This is a genomic window from Pseudomonas sp. CNPSo 3701, assembly GCF_028674975.1.
GTDB classification, from domain to species: domain Bacteria; phylum Pseudomonadota; class Gammaproteobacteria; order Pseudomonadales; family Pseudomonadaceae; genus Aquipseudomonas; species Aquipseudomonas straminea.
Genome location: NZ_JAQZSI010000003.1, coordinates 408,211 through 431,972, shown reverse-complemented (window position 1 = coordinate 431,972; position 23,762 = coordinate 408,211). Strand labels below are relative to the sequence as shown.

General features: G+C 63.2%; 26 protein-coding genes. 3 read left to right on the top strand and 23 right to left on the bottom strand.

Features of this window, described 5'->3' with window-relative positions:
• Position 1: 1 nt before the first annotated feature.
• From PVA39_RS11210 to PVA39_RS11190, 5 genes are all read right to left on the bottom strand, one after another.
• On the bottom strand, positions 2-1,660 hold the full coding sequence (locus PVA39_RS11210; RefSeq protein ID WP_274124117.1) for a vWA domain-containing protein: 1,659 nt from the start codon (positions 1,658-1,660) through the stop codon (positions 2-4).
• 83 nt (positions 1,661-1,743) lie between these two features.
• Positions 1,744-3,174, bottom strand: coding sequence for an aminotransferase-like domain-containing protein (locus tag PVA39_RS11205; RefSeq protein WP_274124116.1), 1,431 nt, complete (start codon positions 3,172-3,174; stop codon positions 1,744-1,746).
• Positions 3,175-3,326: 152 nt separating this feature from the next.
• Positions 3,327-4,136 carry an OmpA family protein gene (locus PVA39_RS11200; RefSeq protein ID WP_274124115.1) on the bottom strand — a complete coding sequence of 270 codons (810 nt, stop codon included), beginning with the start codon at positions 4,134-4,136 and terminating at the stop codon, positions 3,327-3,329.
• Positions 4,133-4,486, bottom strand: a complete 354-nt coding sequence (locus tag PVA39_RS11195; RefSeq protein WP_093501404.1) for a DUF4398 domain-containing protein — start codon at positions 4,484-4,486, stop codon at positions 4,133-4,135. The genes PVA39_RS11200 and PVA39_RS11195 overlap by 4 nt, the downstream gene beginning before the upstream one ends.
• 9 nt (positions 4,487-4,495) lie before the next feature.
• The gene (locus tag PVA39_RS11190) at positions 4,496-5,326 is read right to left on the bottom strand and encodes a substrate-binding periplasmic protein (protein WP_093501406.1); all 831 of its coding nucleotides are present in this window, start codon (positions 5,324-5,326) and stop codon (positions 4,496-4,498) included.
• A 97-nt stretch (positions 5,327-5,423) separates the two neighbouring features.
• Here PVA39_RS11190 and PVA39_RS11185 point away from each other — a divergent pair, with 97 nt between their 5' ends.
• On the top strand, positions 5,424-6,389 hold the full coding sequence (locus tag PVA39_RS11185) for an alpha/beta fold hydrolase (RefSeq protein ID WP_147176532.1): 966 nt from the start codon (positions 5,424-5,426) through the stop codon (positions 6,387-6,389).
• A gap of 62 nt (positions 6,390-6,451) precedes the next feature.
• Here PVA39_RS11185 and PVA39_RS11180 read toward each other — a convergent pair whose 3' ends face one another.
• Complete coding sequence (locus PVA39_RS11180; protein ID WP_147176531.1) at positions 6,452-7,381, bottom strand: electron transfer flavoprotein subunit alpha/FixB family protein; 930 nt, start codon at positions 7,379-7,381, stop codon at positions 6,452-6,454.
• On the bottom strand, positions 7,381-8,130 hold the full coding sequence (locus tag PVA39_RS11175) for an electron transfer flavoprotein subunit beta/FixA family protein (protein ID WP_093501412.1): 750 nt from the start codon (positions 8,128-8,130) through the stop codon (positions 7,381-7,383). Before PVA39_RS11175 ends, PVA39_RS11180 begins: the two co-directional genes overlap by 1 nt.
• Before the next feature lie 320 nt (positions 8,131-8,450).
• Here PVA39_RS11175 and PVA39_RS11170 point away from each other — a divergent pair, with 320 nt between their 5' ends.
• On the top strand, positions 8,451-10,115 hold the full coding sequence (locus PVA39_RS11170; protein ID WP_274124114.1) for an electron transfer flavoprotein-ubiquinone oxidoreductase: 1,665 nt from the start codon (positions 8,451-8,453) through the stop codon (positions 10,113-10,115).
• 39 nt (positions 10,116-10,154) lie between these two features.
• Here the strand turns inward: PVA39_RS11170 and PVA39_RS11165 are convergent, their stop codons facing one another.
• From PVA39_RS11165 to PVA39_RS11155, 3 genes are all read right to left on the bottom strand, one after another.
• Positions 10,155-10,721 (bottom strand): DUF1285 domain-containing protein, encoded by a 567-nt coding sequence (locus tag PVA39_RS11165; RefSeq protein WP_274124113.1) that lies wholly within the window; start codon positions 10,719-10,721, stop codon positions 10,155-10,157.
• 12 nt (positions 10,722-10,733) lie between these two features.
• Positions 10,734-11,339: a DUF4823 domain-containing protein gene (locus tag PVA39_RS11160; RefSeq protein WP_093501416.1), complete on the bottom strand. Its 606-nt coding sequence runs from the start codon at positions 11,337-11,339 to the stop codon at positions 10,734-10,736.
• Positions 11,340-11,439: 100 nt separating this feature from the next.
• Positions 11,440-12,078: a TetR/AcrR family transcriptional regulator gene (locus PVA39_RS11155; protein WP_075959504.1), complete on the bottom strand. Its 639-nt coding sequence runs from the start codon at positions 12,076-12,078 to the stop codon at positions 11,440-11,442.
• A 73-nt stretch (positions 12,079-12,151) separates the two neighbouring features.
• Here PVA39_RS11155 and PVA39_RS11150 point away from each other — a divergent pair, with 73 nt between their 5' ends.
• Positions 12,152-13,285, top strand: a complete 1,134-nt coding sequence (locus tag PVA39_RS11150; protein WP_274124112.1) for an aminotransferase class V-fold PLP-dependent enzyme — start codon at positions 12,152-12,154, stop codon at positions 13,283-13,285.
• 231 nt (positions 13,286-13,516) lie between these two features.
• Here the strand turns inward: PVA39_RS11150 and PVA39_RS11145 are convergent, their stop codons facing one another.
• The 13 genes from PVA39_RS11145 to PVA39_RS11085 form a co-directional block, all read right to left on the bottom strand.
• On the bottom strand, positions 13,517-14,308 hold the full coding sequence (locus tag PVA39_RS11145) for a TatD family hydrolase (RefSeq protein WP_274124111.1): 792 nt from the start codon (positions 14,306-14,308) through the stop codon (positions 13,517-13,519).
• Between the two features lie 85 nt (positions 14,309-14,393).
• Positions 14,394-14,750 (bottom strand): PilZ domain-containing protein, encoded by a 357-nt coding sequence (locus PVA39_RS11140; RefSeq protein WP_013791815.1) that lies wholly within the window; start codon positions 14,748-14,750, stop codon positions 14,394-14,396.
• Between the two features lie 34 nt (positions 14,751-14,784).
• Positions 14,785-15,771, bottom strand: a complete 987-nt coding sequence (locus tag PVA39_RS11135; RefSeq protein WP_274124110.1) for a DNA polymerase III subunit delta' — start codon at positions 15,769-15,771, stop codon at positions 14,785-14,787.
• Complete coding sequence (tmk, locus tag PVA39_RS11130) at positions 15,764-16,396, bottom strand: dTMP kinase (RefSeq protein ID WP_147176526.1); 633 nt, start codon at positions 16,394-16,396, stop codon at positions 15,764-15,766. The genes PVA39_RS11135 and tmk overlap by 8 nt, the downstream gene beginning before the upstream one ends.
• Complete coding sequence (gene mltG, locus PVA39_RS11125) at positions 16,393-17,457, bottom strand: endolytic transglycosylase MltG (RefSeq protein ID WP_274124109.1); 1,065 nt, start codon at positions 17,455-17,457, stop codon at positions 16,393-16,395. Before mltG ends, tmk begins: the two co-directional genes overlap by 4 nt.
• A gap of 3 nt (positions 17,458-17,460) precedes the next feature.
• Positions 17,461-18,273, bottom strand: a complete 813-nt coding sequence (gene pabC, locus PVA39_RS11120) for an aminodeoxychorismate lyase (RefSeq protein WP_274124108.1) — start codon at positions 18,271-18,273, stop codon at positions 17,461-17,463.
• A complete protein-coding gene (gene fabF, locus PVA39_RS11115) occupies positions 18,273-19,517 on the bottom strand; it encodes a beta-ketoacyl-ACP synthase II (RefSeq protein WP_147176523.1) in 1,245 nt (414 codons plus the stop codon). Before fabF ends, pabC begins: the two co-directional genes overlap by 1 nt.
• A 214-nt stretch (positions 19,518-19,731) precedes the next feature.
• The gene (gene acpP, locus PVA39_RS11110) at positions 19,732-19,968 is read right to left on the bottom strand and encodes an acyl carrier protein (RefSeq protein ID WP_003245177.1); all 237 of its coding nucleotides are present in this window, start codon (positions 19,966-19,968) and stop codon (positions 19,732-19,734) included.
• Positions 19,969-20,159: 191 nt separating this feature from the next.
• Positions 20,160-20,903 (bottom strand): 3-oxoacyl-ACP reductase FabG, encoded by a 744-nt coding sequence (gene fabG / locus PVA39_RS11105; protein WP_274124107.1) that lies wholly within the window; start codon positions 20,901-20,903, stop codon positions 20,160-20,162.
• A 15-nt stretch (positions 20,904-20,918) separates the two neighbouring features.
• Positions 20,919-21,869 (bottom strand): ACP S-malonyltransferase, encoded by a 951-nt coding sequence (gene fabD, locus PVA39_RS11100; protein WP_274124106.1) that lies wholly within the window; start codon positions 21,867-21,869, stop codon positions 20,919-20,921.
• A 99-nt stretch (positions 21,870-21,968) separates the two neighbouring features.
• A complete protein-coding gene (gene plsX / locus PVA39_RS11095; RefSeq protein WP_147176520.1) occupies positions 21,969-22,985 on the bottom strand; it encodes a phosphate acyltransferase PlsX in 1,017 nt (338 codons plus the stop codon).
• A 3-nt stretch (positions 22,986-22,988) separates the two neighbouring features.
• A complete protein-coding gene (gene rpmF / locus PVA39_RS11090; RefSeq protein WP_013791824.1) occupies positions 22,989-23,171 on the bottom strand; it encodes a 50S ribosomal protein L32 in 183 nt (60 codons plus the stop codon).
• A 12-nt stretch (positions 23,172-23,183) separates the two neighbouring features.
• Positions 23,184-23,711, bottom strand: coding sequence for a YceD family protein (locus tag PVA39_RS11085; protein ID WP_013791825.1), 528 nt, complete (start codon positions 23,709-23,711; stop codon positions 23,184-23,186).
• Positions 23,712-23,762: the final 51 nt, after the last annotated feature.

Here is a 23,762-nt window from a genome sequence, read left to right as displayed (position 1 = left end):
CTCACTCGGCTCCGGGGGTGCGGGAGTCGCCAGTTTGCAGGCTTTGCGCCAGTTCCACCAGTTGCACGAACTCGCTGCGCAGGCCGAACGGGTCTTCGCCACGACTGCCCCGCGCCAGCGCCGCGGTAGCCCCCCAATCGAAGCGACCGGTGTAACGACCGCCGCTCAGTTGCTGGGCGAACGCGGCGACAGCGGCAGCGAAACGCAGATCCTCGCTGGCCTTGGCGATTGGCGTAATGGACGCGGGCGCTTCGATGGCTGTCTCCAGCAGTTGGCTGTCATTGCTCTCCGGTGCCTTGTAGCGGATCCGCAGCCATGCCAGCTCGCCGGCTCCCGGTACCGAGGGCGACGCCTGCCGATAGCGCAGCGGCTCCAGCCAGCCCGGGTTGCCGACCGGCACGATTTCGTAAAGCGCCGTGACACTGTGTCCGGCGCCGATATCGCCAGCATCGACCTTGTCGTTGGCGAAATCCTCACGATTCAGGGCACGGTTCTCATAACCGAGCAGGCGGTACTCGCTGACCTGGGCCGGGTTGAATTCGACCTGAATCTTCACATCCCGCGCCACCGTGGCCAGGGTCGAACTGAGCTGCTCGACCAGCACCTTGCGCGCCTCGCGCAGGTTGTCGATATAGGCATAGTTGCCGTCACCGGCGTCGGCCAGCTGCTCCATCAGTTGCTCGTTGTAATTGCCCGCGCCGAAGCCCAGGGTAGTCAACGAGATGCCGGTCTTGCGCTTGTCGGCCGCCAGCGCCTTGAGACTTTCGAAATCGCTGATGCCGACATTGAAGTCGCCATCGGTGGCCAGCAGGATGCGGTTGATGCCGCCCTTGATAAAGCCCTGCTGCGCCTGCTGATAAGCCAGCTGGATACCCGATTCCCCCGCCGTCGAACCACCCGCGCGCAATTGCTCGATCGCCGCGCGGATCTGCGCTTTTTGCGAACCTGCCGTCGGCTCCAGCACCACACTGGAATCGCCGGCGTAGATCACCAGCGAAACACGGTCCTGTGTACGCAACTGGTCCACCAACAGCTTCAGGGTGCTCTGCACCAGCGGCAGGCCGTCGGGGCGATCCATCGAGCCGGACACATCGACCAGAAACACCAGATTGGCGGCCGGCAGTTGGGTAACCTGCATGTCGGAGGCCTTTATGGCGATGCGCAGCAGGCGGCTCTGAGAATTCCAGGGCGTGACCGCCAGCTCGGTGCCGACACCAAACGGCGTGCTGCCGGTGGGCAACGGATAAGCGTAGGGGAAGTAATTGACCAGTTCCTCCAAGCGCACCGCCTCGGCAGGTGGCAGGCGGCCTTCGTTGAGGAAGCGGCGCACGTTGGCGTAACTGCCGGTATCGACATCGATGCTGAAGGTCGACACCGGCGCCTCGGCAGCCGACTGCACGGGGTTGGCAGCCAAACGCTGATACTGTTCGCGGCTGGCTTCTGGTTGCGGCAAGTACGCGTACTCGCGCGCTGCCGGTGCGGCCATGCGGGTCGTCATCGGCGCCGGGGCAATGGCTGGCGCAATGCGAGGCGCTTCAACGGTCTGTGCTGGCTTGGCTGCTGAGTCTTGCGAAGGATTCTGCCCGGCACTGCAAGCAACCAGCGACAGTACGATGCTGCCGGCGAGACTGTACGACACGAATTGGCAAAGGCTGCCCATGATGTTTCTCCTGGATCGAAAGAGCGCTTCGATCCAGTAGACGCAGGCCGCCGCCGATTCGGGTTAATCCGGCGCGAGCTGCCTCAGCTCGCCTCGTGGCACAGCTGGGTGGCCAGCATGCCCAGGGTCATAACGGCGCGCTCGGCCTCGCGGTTCCACGGGATGCCGCAGTTGATGCGTACACAGTGGTTGAACTGCTCGGTATTGCTGAAGATTAGCCCCGGCGCGATGCTGATGCCCTGCTGCAGCGCATTGATGTGAAGATCCTTGGTGTTGACCCGCGCCGGTAGGCTTACCCACAGAATAAATCCGCCGTTGGGCCGAGTGATCTGCGTGCCTTCGGGGAAGTACTGCTGGATGGCCAGCTGGAAGGCGCTGAGGTTCTTGCGGTACTCCTGACGGATATGTCGCAAATGGCGGTCGTAGCCGCCGTTCTCCAGGTAGGCAGCCACCGCCATCTGGGTGACGCTGCACGCAGAATGGGTGGTGAACATCTGCAGACGCTGCACTTCGTCGTGGTACTTGCCGGCGATGATCCAGCCGATGCGCACGCCGGGCGACAGGGTTTTCGAGAAACTCGAGCAGTACACCACGCGGCCTTCCAGATCGCTGGCCTTGAGCGCCTTGGTGCGGCCCTGCTCGAACATCAGCTCGCCATAGATGTCGTCCTCGACGATCTGGATGTCGAAGTCGCTGGCCAGGCGCAGCAACTGTTTCTGCCGGGCGTCGGGAATGGTGCCGCCCAGGGGATTGCTCAGCCGCGCGGTCAGCACCAGCGCCTTGATCGGCCACTGGCTGGCCGCCAGTTGCAGGGCCTCGACGCTGATTCCGGTGGTCGGGTCGCTGGGAATCTCGATGACCTTGAGGCCCAGCAGATCGGCCAGCTGCAGCAAGCCATAGTAGGTCGGCGACTCGGTGGCGATCAGGTCGCCGGGACGCGTCAGCACCCGCAGGCTCATCTGCAGGGCATCGACGCAACCGTGGGTGATCACTACCTCGGAAGGATCAACCAACACGCCGGCATCGCGCATGCGAATCGCCACCTGGCGGCGCAGCGGCTCGAAACCCGGGCTGAACATGTAGCTGAAGGCGCGCGGGCTCTGGAAACGGGTGACCTTGGCCAGTTGCTGGTGCAGTGCGCGTACCGGCAAATACTCCACGTGAGGCACTGCCGCGCCGAGCGGGAACACACCCTCGCGACGGGCCTCGCCGAGCACCTGGTTGATGATGCTGCTGCGCGTAACCAGACCGGGCCGCTCGACCCGGGCGATCTCCGGGGTTTCGGCTGTCAGCGCCGGCGTCTGGTGCACGTAGAAACCGGATTGCGGACGAGCGCGAATCAGCCCGAGGTCTTCAAGATTGGCGTAGGCCTGCAATACCGTGGCGTGGCTGACGCTGAGCTGGGCGCTCATCTTGCGCACCGAAGGTACGCGCTCGCCGGGCTGATAGACGCCGCGGCGGATGTCATCCGCCAGTTGCTGGGCAATTCGCTGGTAAAGCAACAGATTGGTCATGACCGTGTGATCCCGCTACTGAACCATAACAGTACTCCATGAAATTGTTTCTGTACCGGTACAGCCCTGAAATATCTCGACGATACACTCATCTCAGAGGCAATAAAAAACCCCGCTCTGTTATTCAGTGGCGGGGTTTTTCGACAACTGACTCAGCGTGTGGCGCCCAGACGCCCCTGCTCGTCGGAGAACAGGATTTCTACGCGGCGGTTCTGCGCACGGCCCTTGGCCGAGGCGTTTTCGGCGACCGGGAAACTCTCACCGAAACCCTGAACTTCGATACGCTTGGCATCGACCCCCAAGTCGATCAATGCATCGGCAACGGTCTGCGCCCGCGCCCTGGAGAGTTCCAGGTTTTCCTCACGCTTGCCACTGCTGTCGCTGTAACCCTCGATACGCAAGGTGCGCCGCGGGTTGAGCTGGAGAAACTGCACCAGCTTGAGCACGGTGCGATTGGCGCTGGTCTTGAGGCGCGCCTCGCCGGCATCGAACAGCACGTCACCGAGGGTCATCACCAGGCCACGGTCGGTTTGCGCCGTGGCCAGGTTAATGATCTGCTCTTCCAACCAGGCATTCTGCTCCTGCACGCTGAGCAGCTTGGCCTCACGCAAGGCCAACTGCAGGCGCTGACGATCCAGTTCCAAACGCGCCGCGCGCTCCTGATCCAGAGCGAGCTTGGCGTGCTCGCGAGCGATTTCGCTGTAGCGTTGGCTCAGGTAGGCATAATGGGCCACGTCATCGGCGCTACCCCAGTAGTCAGCCAGGCGCTCGGCACGGCCCAGGGATTCGCCAGCGCGAATCACATCCTTAGGCGCGCTGCGCAGCACTTGTGGATCTTCCTTCACGGACTGAAAGCTGGTGCGGGCAGCCTCAAGCTCAGCCTGTTGTTTGTCTCCGAGCCCGGCACAACCGGCCAGGGTCAGGCCCATCAGCGCCAGCACGCCACCACGCAGCAGGCTCATGGCATGGCTCCCAGCTGGTCGCGTAAGCGCCCGATACGGCGATTGAGTTCAGTCAGTTCGGCCTGGCTGCGCAGCGTCAGCACACGGGCCTCGGCCAGTCGCGCATCCAGCTCGGCCTGTTCGGCCTGCACACGGGCCGTGCGATAGGCGCCCGCAGCCATGGCGCCCTGGGCCTTGGCGAGCTTTTCTTCGGCCAGGCTCAGCTCGGCGACGGCGTCACCGGCAGCCACAGTACGTGCCTGCTCGACTTCCTGTTCGGTCAAACGCATCTGCTCGGTCGGCGCGGGATCGCTGGCACAACCCTGGAGCAACAGCAACGCCAAAGCGGCACTGGTATATCGATAGATCACGGGTACGTCCTACTGATTCGGAACACTGGCGGCCGGTGCGGGCTGTTGCTCCTTCCAGCGCTGCAAGTTGCGCTGCAGAAGGGTTTGCGGCATGCCGGCGGAAGTGAATTCTGTCATTTTTTTGGCCAGCTGTCCGCGCAGCCAGGCGTCGTTGCAGGCCGAGTTGTGCGACAGCGCCAGATGCAGGCCTTCGCTGGAGACCGGCGGGTCAAGCACCTGCAGATCGTCCTGCAGCCCCAGGGTCGAGGCCAGTGCCTGGCCGGGGTAGCGCTCGTAGATCACGTAATCGGTACGTTCGAGCATCAGCTTCTGGAACGCCTGGGTGAGGCTGGAAACGCCTTCCAGAGTCAGGTTGTCACGGGCATAGGCATCGAAGGCCTGGCCAAAGCTGTTATTGACCAGCGTATCGCCGGTGCGGCCTTGCAGATCGGCCCAGCTGGCATAGGGAAACTCATGGCCCTTGCGCACCCACACCACGCTTGGCGTGGAGAGAAAAGCCGGGTGCACAAAGTCCATGGTTTCCAGACGCGGTACGGTCACAAAGGCGCCAGCGAGCATGTCGACACGCCCGGCGCGTACTTCTTCCTGGGCTCGCGACCAGGGCCCGGCATAGATCACGTCAATGCCGACGCCAAGATCGGTGGCGACCGCCTTGAGCAGATCGACCGTCGCACCGATCAGCTTGTCCGGGTTCTGCGGATCACGCCACAAGTAAGGTGGATACTCTGGGTTGCCCGTGGCGACCAGTCGCTCACACTTGCCGGCGGCCTGCGCACCACCGGCCAGCAACATGGCGGCGCACGCCCAAAGCCCAACCCTGCTAAAGCCTCGCTCACCCATTGGCATACTCTCGATTGCGATACGACCGGCGACCACCGGCCATAGATTCGTGACATGCTAGCTCATACGATCTCGATAATCAGCGATAAGACGCCGCATGAAGAAATTGATCCTTGCCGTATTGGTTCTCCTGACTGCCGCTGGCACCGCTCTGTACCTTTCACCAGCGGCGCAGCTGGCGGTCTATCAGGGCGTCGAGCAGTGGCGCGCCGGGCTGCACGCGCGCAGCATCAGCGTGAACGACCTCAAGGTCAGCTATTACGAAGGCGGCCCCCAGGGCGCCGAAACCGTACTGCTCGTTCACGGCTTCGGTGCCGACAAGAGCACCTGGCTGTGGTTCGCCCGGGACCTGACCGAGCGCTACCACGTCATCGCTGTGGACCTGCCCGGTTTCGGCGACAGCGACCGCCCCAACGGCAGCTATGACGTCGGCACCCAGACCGAACGCCTCGCCGCATTCGTCGACGCCCTGGGTATCCGCCGCCTGCACCTCGCCGGCCATTCCATGGGCGGGCATATCGCAGCGCTCTACGCAGCCCGCTATCCCGAACAGGTGACCAGCCTGGCGCTGATCGCCAACGCCGGGGTCACCGCGCCGCGGCGCAGCCCGTTCTTCCAGCGCCTCGAGGAACAGGGCGACAATCCGTTGCTGGTGGACAGTGAACCGCAATTCGACGAGCTGCTCGACTGGCTGTTCGTCGCCCCGCCACAGTTGCCCGAGCGCCTGCATCAGTACCTGGCGCAACGCGCCGTGGCGGACAGCGCGCACCAGCGCGAAGTCTTCGAGCACCTGCGCGATCGTTATGTGCCGCTGGAGCCGGAGCTGCCGAGAATCCAGGCTCCGACGCTGCTGCTGTGGGGCGATCAGGACCGCATCCTCGACGTGTCCAGCATCGAGGCCATGCAGCCGCTGCTCAAAGACGCCAGCGTGGTGATCATCAAGGGCTGCGGTCATGCGCCAATTCTCGAGCGCCCGCAGGAAAGCGCCGCCGACTACCTCAAGTTCATCGATCAGGCGAGCCTGCAGGCAGCCGAGGCCCGCAGGACGGCGCCAAGGCAATAGCGCGCTGCCAGCCAATAAAAAACCCGCTCGATGAGCGGGTTTTTCGTTGCGGGAAAGCGCGGTCAGACCAGCTTTTCCAGCTCCGGTACGGCTTCGAACAGGTCAGCCACCAGGCCGTAGTCGGCGACTTGGAAGATCGGTGCCTCTTCATCCTTGTTGATCGCGACGATCACCTTGGAGTCCTTCATGCCCGCCAGGTGCTGGATGGCGCCGCTGATGCCGACCGCGATGTACAGCTGCGGCGCGACGATCTTGCCGGTCTGACCGACCTGCATGTCGTTGGGCACGAAGCCGGCGTCGACGGCTGCACGGGAAGCACCCACTGCCGCACCGAGCTTGTCGGCCAGGGTGTACAGGTGCTTGAAGTTGTCGCCGTTCTGCATGCCACGACCGCCGGAAACGACGATCTTGGCGGCGGTCAGCTCCGGACGGTCGGACTTGGCCAGCTCTTCACCAACGAATGCCGACTTGCCGGCGTCGCCACCTGCCGAAACGTTCTCGATGGCAGCGGAGCCGCCTTCGGCCGCCACGGCGTCGAAGCCAGTAGCACGCACGGTGATGACTTTCAAGGCAGCCGACGACTGTACGGTCGCGATGGCGTTACCGGCATAGATCGGGCGCTTGAAGGTGTCCGGGCTTTCCACGGAAACGATCTCGGAGATCTGGTCGACGTCCAGCTGCGCAGCGACGCGCGGCAGGATGTTCTTGCCATTGCTGGTGGCAGCAGCCAGTACGTGGCTGTAGCTCTTGCCCAGCTCGGCAACCAGCGGCGCAACGTTTTCCGGCAGCTGATGAGCGAACGCAGCGTTGTCGGCAACCAGCACCTTGGCCACGCCAGCGATCTTGGCAGCGGCCTCGGCAACGGCGCCAACGCCCTGGCCGGCAACCAGCACATGGATGTCGCCACCGATCTTCTGGGCCGCGGCAACGGTGTTCAGCGTGGCAGGTGCCAGCACGGAATTGGTGTTTTCAGCGATTACCAGGATAGTCATCAGATCACCTTCGCTTCGGTTTTCAGTTTCTCGACCAGTTCGGCGACCGACTTGACCTTGATGCCTGCGCCACGTGCCGCAGGCGCTTCGACCTTGACGGTCTTAACGGTGGACGCGGTGGAAACGCCCAGCGCGTCAGGCGTCAGGGTTTCCAGCGGCTTCTTCTTGGCCTTCATGATGTTCGGCAGCGAGGCGTAGCGCGGCTCGTTCAGGCGCAGGTCGGTGGTGACGATGGCCGGCAGATTCAGAGCAACGGTCTGCAGACCGCCATCGATCTCACGGGTCACGTTGGCCTTGTCGCCATTGATCTCGACCTTGGAGGCGAAAGTGCCCTGAGCGTAGCCGGTCAGCGCGGCGAGCATCTGGCCGGTCTGGTTGTTGTCGCTGTCGATAGCCTGCTTGCCGAGAATGACCAGCTGCGGCTGCTCCTTATCGACTACGGCCTTGAGCAGCTTGGCGACAGCCAGGGAGTTCAGCTCGTCGGCGGACTCGACAAGGATGGCGCGATCAGCACCCAGCGCCAGAGCGGTACGCAGTTGCTCCTGAGCCTGGGTCGGGCCAATGGAAACCACCACGATCTCGCTGGCCACACCCTTCTCTTTCAGGCGCACGGCTTCTTCAACGGCGATTTCACAGAAAGGGTTCATCGACATCTTGACGTTGGCAAGATCGACGCCACTATTGTCCGGTTTGACGCGAACCTTGACGTTGTAATCGACCACTCGTTTGACAGCTACAAGAACCTTCATGGATTCCTCGTTACTCTCCGGTGAATAGGAATGTCGCCAGAAGCGAGCATGCGGGTGATGCAGACAAGCAGGACGCGAGCGACCTTCAGCCCAGACGGCGAGCGCAAAACCGCCCGTATCTTGACCGTACGACCTAGCTCGGTCAATACGACTGGCTGCGAGCCATTCGTGTTGTAGCCGGATTCTAGCAGGCCTACAGAAAATTCAAACAAACGTTTGTATTGGCCCTGATCGGGGCTCGCTATATACTGCGCGAGCGTGCCTCGGGAAGGATGCCGGCCCGCCATGAAAATTAGAGAGCCTTGATGAGGAGATAGCCCGTGGAACGCGAATTTATGGAGTTCGACGTCGTCATCGTCGGCGCCGGCCCTGCCGGTCTGTCCGCCGCTTGTCGCCTGAAGCAGAAGGCCGCCGAGGCTGGCCAGGAAATCAGCGTCTGCGTGGTCGAGAAAGGCTCCGAAGTCGGTGCCCACATCCTCTCCGGCGCGGTATTCGAACCGCGTGCCCTGAACGAGCTGTTCCCCGATTGGAAAGAGCTGGGCGCCCCGCTCAACACCCCGGTCAAGGGTGATGACATCTATGTGCTCAAGGATGCCGAAAGCGCCACCAAGGTGCCGGGTTTCTTCGTGCCCAAGACCATGCACAACGAAGGCAACTATATCATCTCGCTGGGCAACCTGTGCCGCTGGCTGGCCCAGCAGGCCGAGAACCTCGGTGTGGAAATCTACCCAGGCTTCGCCGCTCAGGAAGCGCTGATCGACGAAAACGGCGTGGTGCATGGCATCGTCACCGGTGACCTGGGCGTCGACCGCGAAGGCAACCCGAAAGAAGGCTACTACACCCCCGGCATGGAACTGCGCGGCAAGTACACGCTGTTCGCCGAGGGTTGCCGCGGCCATATCGGCAAGCAGCTGATCAAGAAGTACAACTTGGACAGCGAAGCCGACGCCCAGCATTACGGCATTGGCATCAAGGAAATCTGGGACATCGACCCGAGCAAGCACCAGCAGGGCCTGGTGGTTCACACCGCTGGCTGGCCGATGGACATCATGGGCACCGATAACACTGGCGGCTCCTTCCTCTATCACCTGGAGAACAACCAGGTGGTGGTCGGCCTGATCGTCGACCTGTCCTACGCCAACCCGCACCTGTCGCCGTTCGACGAATTCCAGCGCCTCAAGCACCACCCGGTGCTCAAGCAGTACCTGGAAGGCGGCAAGCGTGTCGCCTACGGCGCTCGCGCCATCGCCAAGGGCGGCCTCAACTCGCTGCCGAAGATGGTCTTCCCGGGCGGCGCGCTGATCGGCTGCGACCTAGGCACCCTGAACTTTGCCAAGATCAAGGGCAGCCACACTGCCATGAAGTCCGGCATGCTCGCCGCCGAAGCCATCGCCGAAGCTCTGGCCAGCGGTAGTGAAGGCGGCGACGAGCTGCGCAGCTATGTAGACGGCTTCAAGGCCAGCTGGCTTTACGACGAATTGTTCCGCAGCCGCAACTTCGGCGCGGCGATCCACAAGTACGGCGCAGTGATCGGCGGCGGCATCAACTGGGTCGACCAGAACCTGTTCGGCGGCAAGCTGCCCTTCACGCTGCACGACAACAAGCCGGACTACGCCTGCCTGAAGCCTGCAGCCGACTGCAAGAAGATCGAGTACCCAAAACCGGATGGCAAGCTCAGCTTCGACAAGCTCAGCTCGGTGTTCCTGTCCAACACCAACCACGAAGAAGAGCAGCCTTGTCACCTGAAGCTCACCGACCCGAGCATCCCGATCGACAAGAACCTGCCGCTGTACGATGAGCCGGCGCAGCGCTATTGCCCGGCCGGCGTATACGAAGTGGTGGCCAACGACGATGGCAGCAAGCGCTTCCAGATCAACGCGCAGAACTGCGTGCACTGCAAGACCTGCGACATAAAGGATCCGGCCCAGAACATTACCTGGGTGGCGCCGGAAGGTACGGGCGGCCCCAACTACCCCAACATGTAAGTGCCCAAAAGGCTCCCTCGGGAGCCTTTTTCTTGGCCGCTACTCCAGCGGGCCGATGGGAAAGAACACTCCGCCGCCCCACACGCCCAGCCAGGGTTGGCCATCGATTTCGCGAGCCTGGGCCAGCTCCACCAGCTGATAGAACACGTTGCGGTGAATCAGTGCTTCCAGGTTGGCGCGCACGTGCACGTAGGGCGAAGGCTCCTGGGTTTGCGGGTCGAGTTCTACCCGCAGCGAATGCTCGGCACCTGCCTCGACCTCGTCGCCTACGTTGGTGACGAACTTCAGCACCTGGGTTTCGCCCTGCCCGCTCGCCTCCAGCGACACCGCCACGAAGGGCGCGTCATCGACGGTGATGCCGACTTTCTCCACCGGCGTGACCAGGAAGTAATCATCGCCATCGCGGCGAATGATGGTCGAGAACAGCCGCACCATCGCCGGCCGCCCGATCGGCGTGCCCATATAGAACCATGAGCCGTCCCGGGCGATGCGCATGTCGATATCGCCACAGAAATCAGGGTTCCACAGGTGCACCGGCGGCATGCCCTTGTTGCCTGCCGGCGGGATTTGCGCCAGCACGTTGCCGGCCTTGTCGCCCTCACTCATGAACACTCCGGGTTACTGACTGAAACCCAGGAGTGTACGCGCATAATCCTCGAGCGGCGCCCGGATCAGGTCTTCGGGTTTGGCGTCGTAGAAAGTCAGGAATCCGCCGCGGCTGCGAATGCGCGCGGTGTCCACTAGAAAACGAGTGTTGGTTTCAATCAGCATCAGTTGCAGCACGCTGCGGTCGGTGCCCAGGCGATCGAATTCCTCCTGATCCTCCCACTCCTCCATCGTACCGATGCGATCGTCTGCATAGGCGAACCGGGTGTAGAGCAGATAGTGGGCGCCGGCGGCACGAGCCTCGCCCAGCGCCTCATCCAGGCCGACCGGCGCGCGGGCGCGGCGAACCATGGGGAAGTACTCCACGAAACCGCGGAACGCCTCCTCGGCCACCACGTTGGGCCGCGGATAGGCGTGCTTGCCGCTGGGGGTGAATGGCCCCTGGGCGATGTAGATGAACGAATCGGGCTGCAGGCGCCAGGAAGCCGAGCGGCGGATCTTGCTGTAGTCCAGCACGCCGGCATCGCGCAGGTGGTAGGTGGCGCCATCGGCCATGTCGCTGACGTTCATGCAGCCGGTCAGGCTCAGCACGAAAGCCAGGGCGAACAGGTTACGCATATGTAATCTCCCGACACCGGCGACGGAAAACCGGCGAATGACTGCTCCAAGCAGGTTTCGCGCCAGGAGACGCGCGCGACCGCGACAGGTCGCGCATGACTCAGGCGGGAGGCGTTTCGCTGTCGCGCTTGCGCTTGTTGCCCATGCGCACGCCGATGTCCATCAGGAACTGGAAGAAGCCTTCCTGATCCTCGAGCACGTTGCTCCAGAACGGCGAGTGATAGAGCGCCACGGCGCCGTGCACCAGCGCCCAGGCCGCGCAGTAGTGGAAGTACGGCGGCACGTCTTCGAGCTTGCCTTCGGCGATACGCCCCTTGATCAACTGGGTCAGCCGCTCGAAGTTCGAGGCGCGGATGGCGTGCAACTGCTCGACCAGTTCCGGCACCTGATTGCCCTTGACCACCTTCTCTTCCAGACGATCAAACAAACGGTAGCGCTGCGGGTCGCGCATGCGGAACTCGAAATAGGCCCGCGACAACGCTTCCTTGTCACGGTCGATATCGGACGAGTGCAGCAGCTCGTTCAGATCCCGCTCGTAGTCGAGCATCAGGCGCAGGTAGATTTCCGCCTTCGACTTGAAGTGCTTGTAGATAGTGCCTTTGCCGATACCCACGGCATCGGCAATCATCTCCACGGTCACGCTGTCCTCACCTTGCTCGAGGAAGAGTTTCAGAGCGATGTCGAGGATCTCCTGCTCGCGGCGGCGAAACTCACGGATCTTGCGGGGTTCTTTCTGCATAGGGAAATGACAAGGTCGGAATTCGAGTCCGCTATTATGCCCAACTAACGCCAAATTGCACGGATCATGCGACATGAATGCCATCATTGACGAGTTTCCCCAGCCGGCCGATCTCTACTACCTGAACCACTCCGCCGTCGCCCCCTGGCCGGCACGCAGCGCACGGGCTGTGGAGCGCTTCGCCCGGGAGAATATCGCCACTGGCGCCCGCGACTACGCGCAATGGCTGGTCACCGAGCGCACCCTGCGCGAACGCCTGGCGCGCCTGCTAAATGCGGCCTCACGCGCCGATATCGCGCTGGTGAAGAACACCTCTGAAGCTCTTTCCTTTGTGGCCTTCGGCTTGGATTGGCGCGAAGGCGACCAGGTGATCATCAGCACAGAGGAATTCCCCTCCAACCGTATCGTCTGGGAGGCGCTGCGCCCGCGTGGTGTGGAAGTGGTGCAGGTCGATCTGCAGGGTGGCGATGCCGAAGGCGCCCTGCTCGCCGCCTGCACACCGCGCACCCGCCTGATGGCGATCAGCGCCGTGCAATACGCCAGCGGCCTGCGCCTGGACCTCGAACGCCTAGGCCTGGGCTGCGAGCAACGCGGCGTGCTGCTGTGCGTCGATGCCATTCAACAACTCGGCGCCCTGGCCATGGACGTGCAGCGCAGCCGCTGCGCCTTCGCCATGGCTGACGGCCACAAGTGGATGCTCGGCCCGGAAGGCCTGGGCGTGTTCTATTGCCGCCAGGATCTGCGCGAACGCTTGGCGCTGCACGAATACGGCTGGCACATGCTGGAAAACGCCGGCGACTACGACCGCGATGACTGGGCACCCGCGCGCAGCGCCCGCCGCTTCGAATGCGGCAGCCCTAACATGCTCGGCGCCATGGCCCTGGAGGCCAGCCTGTCGCTGCTCGAGGAAGTGGGCATGCCCCAGGTCGAACGCGCATTGCACGAGCGGGTGCAATGGTTGCTCGATGGCCTCGAGGGGATGCCAGGTGTGCGCCTGCTTAGCGCTCAGGAACGCGACCGGCGTGCCGGCATCGTCACCTTCACGGCGGACGGCTGGGACAATCGCCAACTGCACGAACGCTTCAAGGCGGAACAGATCATCTGCGCCCAGCGCGGCGGTGGTATCCGCCTGTCACCGCATTTCTACACCGAGGCACGGGTGATCGAGCATAGCCTGCAGCGCGTGCGGGCCATACTCAGCGAATAGGCACTCAGAGGCGGCGGGAGTATTCCAAATCCGTTTAAAGCCGGCGTGGACGATGGCTGCGGATGACCAATACTCAATCGTACCGGTGCGGCATATTCCCCCAAGTGTCGCAGCGGCCGAAGTGCCGAGGACCGCGCACTTCGTTTGACTCCTAATGGTCTTGACCCGGATTCCGTCCCGAAGCCGGGTTTTTTTATGCCTCGCCATTCCTGGCGACCACCCAGCGGCACGTCAGGCGTCAGCGGGGACTCGGGCCAGGGGAAACAGACGTCGGAAGTTGTCGCCAGTCTGCTGCGCCAGGGTTTCGTAGCTGACGCCGCGCAACGTCGCCAAATACTCGGCGACATCGCGCACGTACTCTGGCAGGTTCGGCTTGCCACGGTGCGGCACGGGCGCGAGATAGGGTGAATCGGTTTCTACCAGCAGCCGGTCGGCTGGTACCTGACGGGCGACTTCGCGCAGTGCCTCGGCATTGCGGAACGTAACGATGCCGGACAGCGAAATGTAGAAGCCGATATCCAGCGCTGCCCTGGCCATCTCCCAATCTTCGGTGAAGCAGTGCAACACGCCGCCCTGGGGCAGCGCGGCTTCGCGCAGCAACTTCAGGGTATCGGCGCGGGCTTCACGGGTATGCACGATGACCGGCTTGCCGGTGATCTGCGCGGCCCGCAGGTGCAGGCGAAACGCCTCCTGCTGCAGCTCGGCTGCTTCGGGCTCGTAGTGATAATCCAGGCCGGTCTCGCCGATGGCCACCACGCCAGGATGGTCCAACTCGGCGAGCAGCCAGTCCAGCGCCGGCGCACTGCCGGGCTCGAGGTCCAGCGGGTGGATGCCGACGGAGCAGTCGACATCGGCGTAGCGACCCGCCAGCTCACGCACGGCGACAGCGTTGTCGGCGCTTACGCCGATGCACAGGAAGTGGCCGACGCCACGGGCGCGGGCAGCAGCCAGCGCGTCGTCCAGGGAACCGCCATGGGCGGCCAGGTCGAGACGGTCGAGGTGGCAGTGGGAATCGATGAGCATAAATCAGAACCTTGAGCGGCAGGCGGGATGCGCAAGTGGAGCGGCAGGCCAAGAGGCCCACCAGCGTTGCGCGAATGGGCCGCTGTTACATCGTATGGGTGGGGCGATCGGACTTGAGGGCACCAGCTAGGTAGGTCTCGATCTTGTTGCGGGCGGTGTTGTCGCCTTCGTTGAACTGCACACCTACACCAGCGGCGCGGTTGCCCTGGGCGCCTTTCGGGGTGATCCACACCACCTTGCCGGCCACCGGGATCTTCTCCGGCTCGTCCATCAGGTTGAGCAGCATGAACACTTCATCACCGAGCTTGTAGCTCTTGTTGGTGGGAATGAACAGGCCGCCATTCTTGATGAAGGGCATGTAGGCGGCATACAGCACGGACTTGTCCTTGATGGTCAGGGACAGGATGCCGTTACGGGGTCCCAGATTAGGTGGCAAGTTCATGCGTGATTCCTGAAGTCATGACGTAAGCCCGATTCTAGCCCGGTCCAGGCAGGCTTGCCCACTGCACCAGCAAGGCTTCGAGAAGCAGCACACGGTTGAGGTTGGCTTTGCCCAGCACTTTCTGGCGCTGCTGCAGCAACCATTCCTGGATGGCCAACACTTTGGCCTGTGAAGCTTTCTGCGCCAGGTACTGAACCACCTTGGCCATGTCCGCGGGGCCAAGGCCCTGTTCGTCCTGGGTGAGCTGATAGCGCAGGGTAAGGTGTGCCCAGTCGCAGAACCAATCGAACAACAGCGTCAGCGGCACGTCCTTCCAGCCTTCGGCCAGCTGGCTAGCCGAGGCCTGCTGCTTGTGCAGCCTCTTCACGCCGTCGACCACCAGCGCGCGCTGATCGCGCACGCCCTGCTCCTGCAGCCTGGCAGCCGCCAGCGGCGAGCCCGCCGCCAGGTACAGCAGCTCGCGGATTTCCTGCTCGCTGCAAGCTGGCAGGGTTTCGCTCAACCATTGCAGGCTCATCGCTTCGCTGGGCAGCGGGCAAGCCTGCTGCACGCAACGGCTCTTGATGGTCGGCAGCAGGCGGCTCGGCTGGTGGCTGATCAGCAGCAGCACGGTATCTCCCGACGGCTCCTCGAGGCTTTTCAGCAGCGCGTTGGCGGCATTGAGGTTCATCGCTTCGGTAGGTTCGAGCAGCACCACCTTGCGCCCGCCGAGCTGCGCGGTCTGCACCACGAAGTTGACCAGCGCACGTACCTGGTCGACCTTGATCGGCTTGTCGGCCTCTTCCGGCTCCAGCACGTAGTTGTCCGGGTGACTGCCGGCAGCCAGCAGATGGCACGACTTGCACTGCTCGCACGGCTGCAGGTCCACCGGCGACTTGCACAGCAGCAAGGCCATCAGGCGCTCGGCCAGCGCACGTTTACCAATACCGGCCGGGCCATGCAGCAGATAGGCGTGGGCATGCTGCGTGCGGCCAGCCAATTGCTGCCAGAGCTCGGTCTGCCAGGGGTACACGTCAGCCACGCTGCAGCTCCATCAGTTGCGGCAGCAACGCATCCAGGTCGCGCTGAACTGCCTCCAAAGACTGCGACGCATCGAGAATGCGATAACGTGCAGGCGCCGCCTTGGCACGCTGCAGGTAGGTGGCACGCACCGCTTCGAAGAAGCTGCGGCCCTCCTGCTCGAAACGGTCCAGGCGACCACGGGCGGCGGCGCGGGAGAGACCGACTTCAACCGGCAGGTCGAACACCAGGGTCAGGTCCGGGCGCAGCGCGCCCTGCACGAATTCTTCCAGCTGAGCGATGCGCGCGACATCCAGGCCGCGGCCGCCGCCCTGGTAGGCATAGGTGGCATCGGTGAAGCGATCGCAAAGCACCACCGCGCCGCGTTCGAGGGCTGGAACGATGACCTGGGCCAGGTGCTGGGCACGGGCGGCGAACACCAGCAGCAGTTCGGTATCGCTGGCCATGGGCTCGTCACTGGGCGCCAGCAGCAGCTCGCGCACCCGCTCGGCCAGTGGCGTGCCGCCGGGCTCGCGGGTCAGCAGCACATCGATCCCCTGCTCGCGCAGACGCGCCGCCAGGTACTCCCGATTGGTGCTCTTGCCGGCGCCCTCGGGGCCTTCCAGGGTGATAAACAAGCCGCTCACTGGGTGTCCTTTTCGCTGGTCTGGGGAATGGGCGCCGGGCTGGACCGATAGTCCGCACGGCGCTTCAACTGGTACTCGCGCACGGCGCGGTTGTGCTCGTCGAGGGTTTCCGAGAACACATGACTGCCGTCGCCGCGCGCCACGAAATACAGAGTCTTGCCATCCACCGGATGCAAGGCTGCATGAATCGCCTCACGACCGACCAGGGCGATCGGCGTCGGCGGCATGCCGTCGATGGTGTAGGTGTTGTAAGGCGTGGGTTCGCGCAGGTGAGCACGGGTGATGCGCCCCTGGTAGCGCTCGCCGAGGCCGAAGATCACCGTCGGATCCGTCTGCAGGCGCATACCGGTAGCCAGGCGCCGTACGAACACACCGGCGATCTCGCCACGCTCTTCGGGCACGCCGGTTTCCTTCTCGATCATCGAGGCCATGATCAGCGCCTCGTAGGGATCCTTGTAGGGCAAACCGTCGGCACGCTTCTCCCACTCTTCGTCGAGCACCACCTGCAGACGCTTGTGGGCCTGTTTGAGCAGGTCAAGATCGCTCATACCGCGTACGTAGCGGTAGGTATCGGGGAAAAAGCGCCCTTCAGGATTCTGGTCGGGCTTGCCGAGCTTGGTCATGATCTCGGCGTCGCTGAGCTTGCTCAGGGTCAGTTCCAGCTTGTCCTGGCGCGCCAGGGCAGCGCGCACCTGGCGGAAGGTCCAGCCTTCGACCAGCATCAGGCTGTACTGCACCACTTCACCGCGGCGCCACAGGTCGAGCATGTCGCGTACCCGCAGGTCGGGGGTCAGGCGGTACTCGCCGCTGTGCAGTGGCTGGCCCTGCAGGTTGAAACGCCAGTACAGGCGCAGCCAGAAGGCACCGTCGATAACGCCATCGGCCTCCAGGCGATTCAGCACGCCGCCGGGCGTGGCGCCGGCCGGCACTTCGATCAGGCGCTCCTCAGTGAGAGTCAGCGGCTGCTCGAGCGCGCGATGCTGCTGCCAGGCGACCAGACCGAGGGTAAGGCCGGCCAGCACCACGACGATTTCGAGCATCAACAGTAATTTGCGAATCACGAATCAGCGGTCCAGTAGATGACGGGCAAGGGCCTGCAGTTTACGGGTGAGCGGGCCCACCGGCCAGTGACTGGCCTGCAGCCGACGCACCGGCCACACGCCATACAGGCTGTTGCAGAGAAAGACTTCATCGGCGCCCAGCAGTTCGTCCAGTTCGATATCTCGAACCTGACACTCGATACCCAGCGCCTGTGCCTGCTCGAGCAGCTCGGCGCGCATCACCCCGGCCACACCGCAACGCTGCAGGTCTGGGGTGACCAGCACGCAGCCTGCGACCAGAAACAGGTTGCTGAACACCCCTTCGATCACCCGACCGGACACATCGCGCATCAATCCTTCGGCATGCTCGGCATCTTGCCACTCGGCACGGGCCAGCACTTGCTCGAGGCGATTGAGGTGCTTGAGGCCGGCGAGCAGCGGCTGCTCTGCCAGTCGCATCGAACAGGGATACAGGCAGATGCCCTGATCGGCGTGCTGGGCGGGATACACCGGCATGGCGGCGGATTGGAGGATATGTCGTGGCGTACCGGTCGACGGCGCATAGCCGCGCAGGCCATCACCACGGGTGACGATCAGTTTGGCGACGCCCTGCCCCAGCTCGGCACAGAAGGCCGTTACTTCGCGGCGCAGTCGCTCGGCATCCAGAACGATATGCAGGCGTGTGCAACCAGCCGTGACCCGCGCCAGATGCCGCTCCAGCAGCACCGGCCGGCCGCCGCGCACCGCCATGGTCTCGAACAGGCCGTCACCGTAGGCCAGGCCGCGGTCAGCCAGGGGCAGCGACGCCGCTGGCTGACCGTCGACCCAGTGCAGCATCAGTCGGCGTACCGACGGAATACCAGCGAGCCGTTGGTGCCACCGAATCCGAAGGAGTTGGACAGCACCACGTCCATCGGCATCTTGCGCGCCTCATGGGGCACGAAGTCCAGGTCGCAGCCTTCGTCCGGCTGGTCCAGGTTGATGGTCGGCGGCGCGATCTGGTCGCGTAGTGCCAGCACGCTGAAGATCGCCTCGACCGCACCAGCGGCGCCCAGCAGGTGACCGGTCATGGACTTGGTCGAACTGACCGCCAGCTTGTGCGCGTGCTCGCCGAACACGGTCTTGATCGCTGCCACTTCCGCCTTGTCGCCGGCCGAGGTGGAGGTGCCGTGGGCGTTGATGTACTGCACCGCGGAGGGCTCGATACCGGCATCGCGAAGGGCGTTGGCCATGCAGCGCGCCGCGCCAGCGCCATCTTCGGGCGGCGAGGTCATGTGGAAAGCGTCGCCACTCATGCCGAAACCGATCAGCTCGGCGTAGATGGTCGCGCCGCGGGCCTTGGCATGCTCGAGTTCTTCGAGCACCAGAGCACCGGCGCCGTCGGACAGTACGAAGCCGTCACGGTCCTTGTCCCACGGACGGCTCGCCTTGGTGGGCTCGTCGTTGCGGGTGGACATCGCCCGCGCTGCGCCGAAGCCACCCAGGCCAAGGCCGCAGGCGGCCATCTCGGCGCCACCGGCGATCATCACGTCCGCCTCGCCGTAGGCGATGTTGCGCGCGGCCATACCGATGCAGTGGGTGCCGGTGGTGCACGCCGTGGAGATGGCGTAGTTGGGGCCCTGCAGACCCAGGTGGATCGACAGGAAACCGGAAATCATGTTGATGATCGAGCCAGGCACGAAGAACGGCGAAATACGTCGCGGGCCCTGCTCATGCAGCGATTTGCAGTTGTTCTCGATGTTGGTCAGGCCGCCGATGCCGGAACCCATGGCCACACCGATACGGTCACGGTTGGCGTCCGTGACTTCCAGGCCGGAATCGCGGGCGGCCTGGAAGCAGGCGGCCAGGCCGTACTGGATGAACAGGTCGAGCTTGCGCGCCTCTTTGGGCGACAGATAGGGCTCGACATCGAAATTCTTCACCGAGCCGCCGATGCGGGTCGAGAAAGCGGAAAGATCCATGTGTTCGATCAGGCCGATACCACTGCGGCCGGCCAGAATGCCCTGCCAGCTGCTCGGCACATCGTTACCCAGCGGCGACAGCATGCCCATACCGGTAACCACGACGCGTCTACGCGACACAGCAATCTCCTCTTATCAGGTTTTTCGACGCCACGATGCACCTGGCAAACCGTTGCCAAGGCGTTGATCATCCGGCGATTGGCTCAGGGTAGCCGGTACCCGAGCGAAAAGACGCCCAAAGGGCGCTGTTGAAACTTTTACAGCGAACCGTCAAAGAAAAGCCGCACGCCTTTGCAGACGTGCGGCTTTTCCGATTCGGGAAGCGACGAACTGCTTACTGAGCGTGAGCAGTAACGTAGTCGATGGCTTCCTGAACAGTGGTGATCTTCTCGGCTTGTTCGTCCGGGATCTCGGTCTCGAATTCTTCTTCGAGAGCCATCACCAGCTCAACGGTGTCAAGCGAGTCGGCACCCAGGTCTTCAACGAAGGAAGCGCTGTTGGTTACTTCTTCTTCCTTCACGCCCAGTTGCTCGGCAACGATTTTCTTGACGCGTTCTTCGATGGTGCTCACGTGTTATCACTCCTATTGGACAAATCCAGCCAGCTGGTTGTGCCGGCAAGTGTATAGAAAGGGTTTTCAGCTTTTCAAGCTGAAAGCCGGTGGCGCCCACGGAAATACGCCAACGATTCGATCTGCAAACTGACTGCTTTACCACCAGGTTCGCATCGAATCGTCGACGTTCGCCGACGACGCGCCTTTATTCAGCTCATGTACATCCCGCCGTTCACAGGGATAGTAGCCCCTGTGACGTAAGCTGCACCATCGGAGGCAAGGAAAGAAACCACGTTGGCGATCTCTTGCGCCTGCCCCAGACGGCCCAGCGGAATTTGTGTCAGCAGCGCTTCACGCTGTGCTTCAGGCAGCTCACGGGTCATGTCGGTATCGATGAAACCCGGTGCCACGGCGTTGACCGTGATCGAGCGCGAGCCCACTTCACGGGCCATTGCACGGCCAAAACCTTCGAGGCCGGCCTTGGCAGCTGCGTAGTTCACCTGCCCGGCGTTGCCCATGGCACCCACCACCGAACCGATGTTGATGATACGCCCGAAACGGGCCTTGGTCATGCCGCGCAGGACGGCTTTCGACAGACGATAGAGGCTGTTGAGGTTGGTATCGATCACGTCGTACCACTCTTCGTCCTTCATGCGCAGCATCAGGTTGTCGCGGGTGATACCGGCATTGTTGACCAGCACCAGCACCTGACCGAAGTCCTTCTGGATCTTCTCCAGGGTCGCAGCGACGGACTCGTCGTTGCTGACGTTGAGCATCAGGCCGGTGCCTTCGATGCCGTTTTCCTTGAGGGTTGCCGCAATGCGCTCGGCACCCACCTCGGACGTGGCGGTACCGATGACCACGGCACCCTGACGACCCAATTCCAGGGCGATGGCCTGGCCAATACCACGGCTGGCACCAGTGACCAGTGCAACCTTACCTTGCAGACTCATAGCATTCTCCCTTGTTCAGGACTGTACGGCGGCCAGTGCGGCGCGCGCAGCGGCAAAGCTTTCGGGGGTGTCGAGGTTGTGCGTATTGACGCCCTTGACACAACGCTTGTTCAGGCCCGACAGCACTTTGCCCGGACCACATTCGACCAGATCGGTAACGCCCTGCTCGCCCAGACGAACGATGGACTCGACCCAACGCACCGGGCTGTACAGCTGAGCCAGCAGGTCGCGCTTGAGGGTATCCAGGTCGGCTACCACGGCAGCGCTGACGTTCTGCACCAGCGGGATCTGCGGCGCCTGCCAGGCGATGGCGCTGACCGCCTCGGCAAAACGCTCGGCGGCTGGGCGCATCAGCTCGCAGTGCGACGGCACGCTGACCGGCAGCGGCAGTGCACGCTTGGCACCACGGGCCTTGCAGGCCTCGACGGCGCGAGCGACGGCAGCAGCGGAGCCGGCGATGACCACCTGCCCAGGCGCGTTGTAGTTCACCGCGCTGACCACATCGCCCTGGGCCGCTTCGGCGCAGGCCGCCTGCACGTCGGCATCTTCCAGACCAATGATCGCCGCCATGCCGCCCTGCCCGGCCGGCACGGCCTGCTGCATCAGTTGGCCACGCAGCTCGACCAGCTTGACCGCTTCGGCAAAGCCGACGGCGCCGGAGGCGACCAGCGCACTGTATTCACCCAGGCTGTGCCCGGCGACGAATGCCGGACGCGCGCCACCTTCGGCCAGCCACAGGCGCCACAGGGCGATGGAGGCGGCGAGGATCGCGGGCTGAGTCTTGTCGGTCTGGTTGAGCTGCTCTTCCGGGCCCTGCTGGGTCAGTGCCCACAGATCATAACCCAGGGCGCTCGAAGCTTCGCCGAAGGTATCGAGGATCAGCGCGTGCTCTGCGCCGTGTCCGGCCAACATGGTCAGCGCTTGCGAGCCCTGACCGGGAAAGACGAATGCGAGGGATGCAGACATGGAACGGTTCCCTTAGTGATCTTCTCGTCGAAAAATTTACGCTCGCCTCGGGCAAGCGTTGAAAAACTGACACCTTGGATGGCTGACCATCCCGAGCGGTCACATATTACGGATCAAGTGCTCGATTCGACCACCCAGTCGCGCCGGTAAATTCTCCTGCACATCGGTCATGGCCCGGCGAATGGCGCTCTTTATACCATCCGGCCCGGCACTACCGTGGCTCTTCACCACGATGCCCTGCAAGCCCAGAAAACTCGCGCCGTTATGACGCGCCGGCGCCAGCTCGCCACGTAAGCGGCGCAGCAGCGGCAAGGCCAGAAGCCCGGCGACCCGGCCCAGCAAGCTGCCGCGAAACAGCGCCTCAAGCCGCGCCACAATCATGGTCACCAGCCCTTCGCTGGACTTGAGCAACGCATTGCCGACGAAACCATCGCACACCAGCACGTCAGCCTCGCCGCCATACAGGCCATCGCCTTCGACGAAGCCGACATAGTTGAGGCCGTCGACACCTTCGAGCAGCGCCGCAGCCTGCTTGACCTGCTGATTGCCCTTGGTCTCTTCACTGCCCACGTTCAGCAAGCCGACGCGCGGCGCCCTGGCGCCCTGTACCTCGGCCGCCACCGCACCCATGATCGCGAACTGGCACAACTGCTCAGCCGTGCAGTCGACGTTGGCCCCCAGATCCAGCAACAGGCACACGCCCTTGCGATTGGGAATGGCAGCGATCATCGCCGGCCGGTCGATGCCCGGCAGAGTTTTCAACACGTGCCGCGAAAGCGCCATCAACGCACCGGTATTGCCAGCGCTCACGCAGGCATGGGCCCGCCCGTCACGCACCGCCTCCAGCGCCAAGCGCATGGAAGACTCCGGTTTGCCGCGCAGGGCCTGACTGGGGCGCTCGCCCATCTCGATGCTTTCGGCCGCATGCTCGACGCGCAGGCGCGCGCGATCCACACCGGGAATACCAGCGAGCAATTCTTCGATCAGAGGAGCTTGGCCAACAAGGACCAGGTGCAGCGAGGGGAATTCGGCCAGACAGGCGACGCTGGCTGGAACAATGCAGTGGGGACCGAAGTCCCCACCCATTGCATCAATCGCGATGATCGGAGCGGACAAGATTTACTCGTCAGCGCCCTTGTCGATCACTTTGCGACCACGGTAAACGCCTTCCGGCGATACGTGGTGGCGCAGGTGAACTTCACCGGTGCTCTTCTCAACGGACAGAGCGTTAGCCTCGAGGGCGTCGTGCGAACGACGCATGTCACGGGCGGAACGGGATTTTTTGTTCTGCTGAACAGCCATACTAGTTAACTCCTAAACGTTTGGGTCACGCTTTAACTGTGCCAATACACTGAACGGGTTGGACCGCGTCACCTCGTCCTCGCTCGGTTCGGGCTCATCGAGGCCCGCCGGCTGCTGGCAATCTTTCGGGTCATGCATTGGCACGATGGGCAAGGCGAGCAACAGCTCATCCTCGATCAAGGCCAACAGATCCAGAGGATCTTCACCCATTTCCAGTACGTCATAGCCTTGCGGCACGGACTGGGTATTCGCGCCTTCCTTCACCACAGCGTAATCACACTCGCTGAGGATCGGTAAGGTGACCTGATCCAGACACCGCTGGCAAACCATCTTGACTTCGACCTCAAGCTGGCTGTGGATGACCACAGCGTGGCGCTCGTCACGCTCGAAGCTCAGCTTCGCGCGCACGTTGCCGCCGTTATCGGCGAGAGGATCGCAGAGCCTCGACAAATCAGCTAACGGCAATTCACCCTGAAGGGTGGCGCCGCGGTCAGCGAGTTTGCGTGGATCAACGTGAGGTGGAATCGGGCCATTTGACATAGGCGCCGCATTCTATGGATGCAACCGTGCGCTGTCAAAGGAAATTCCGCC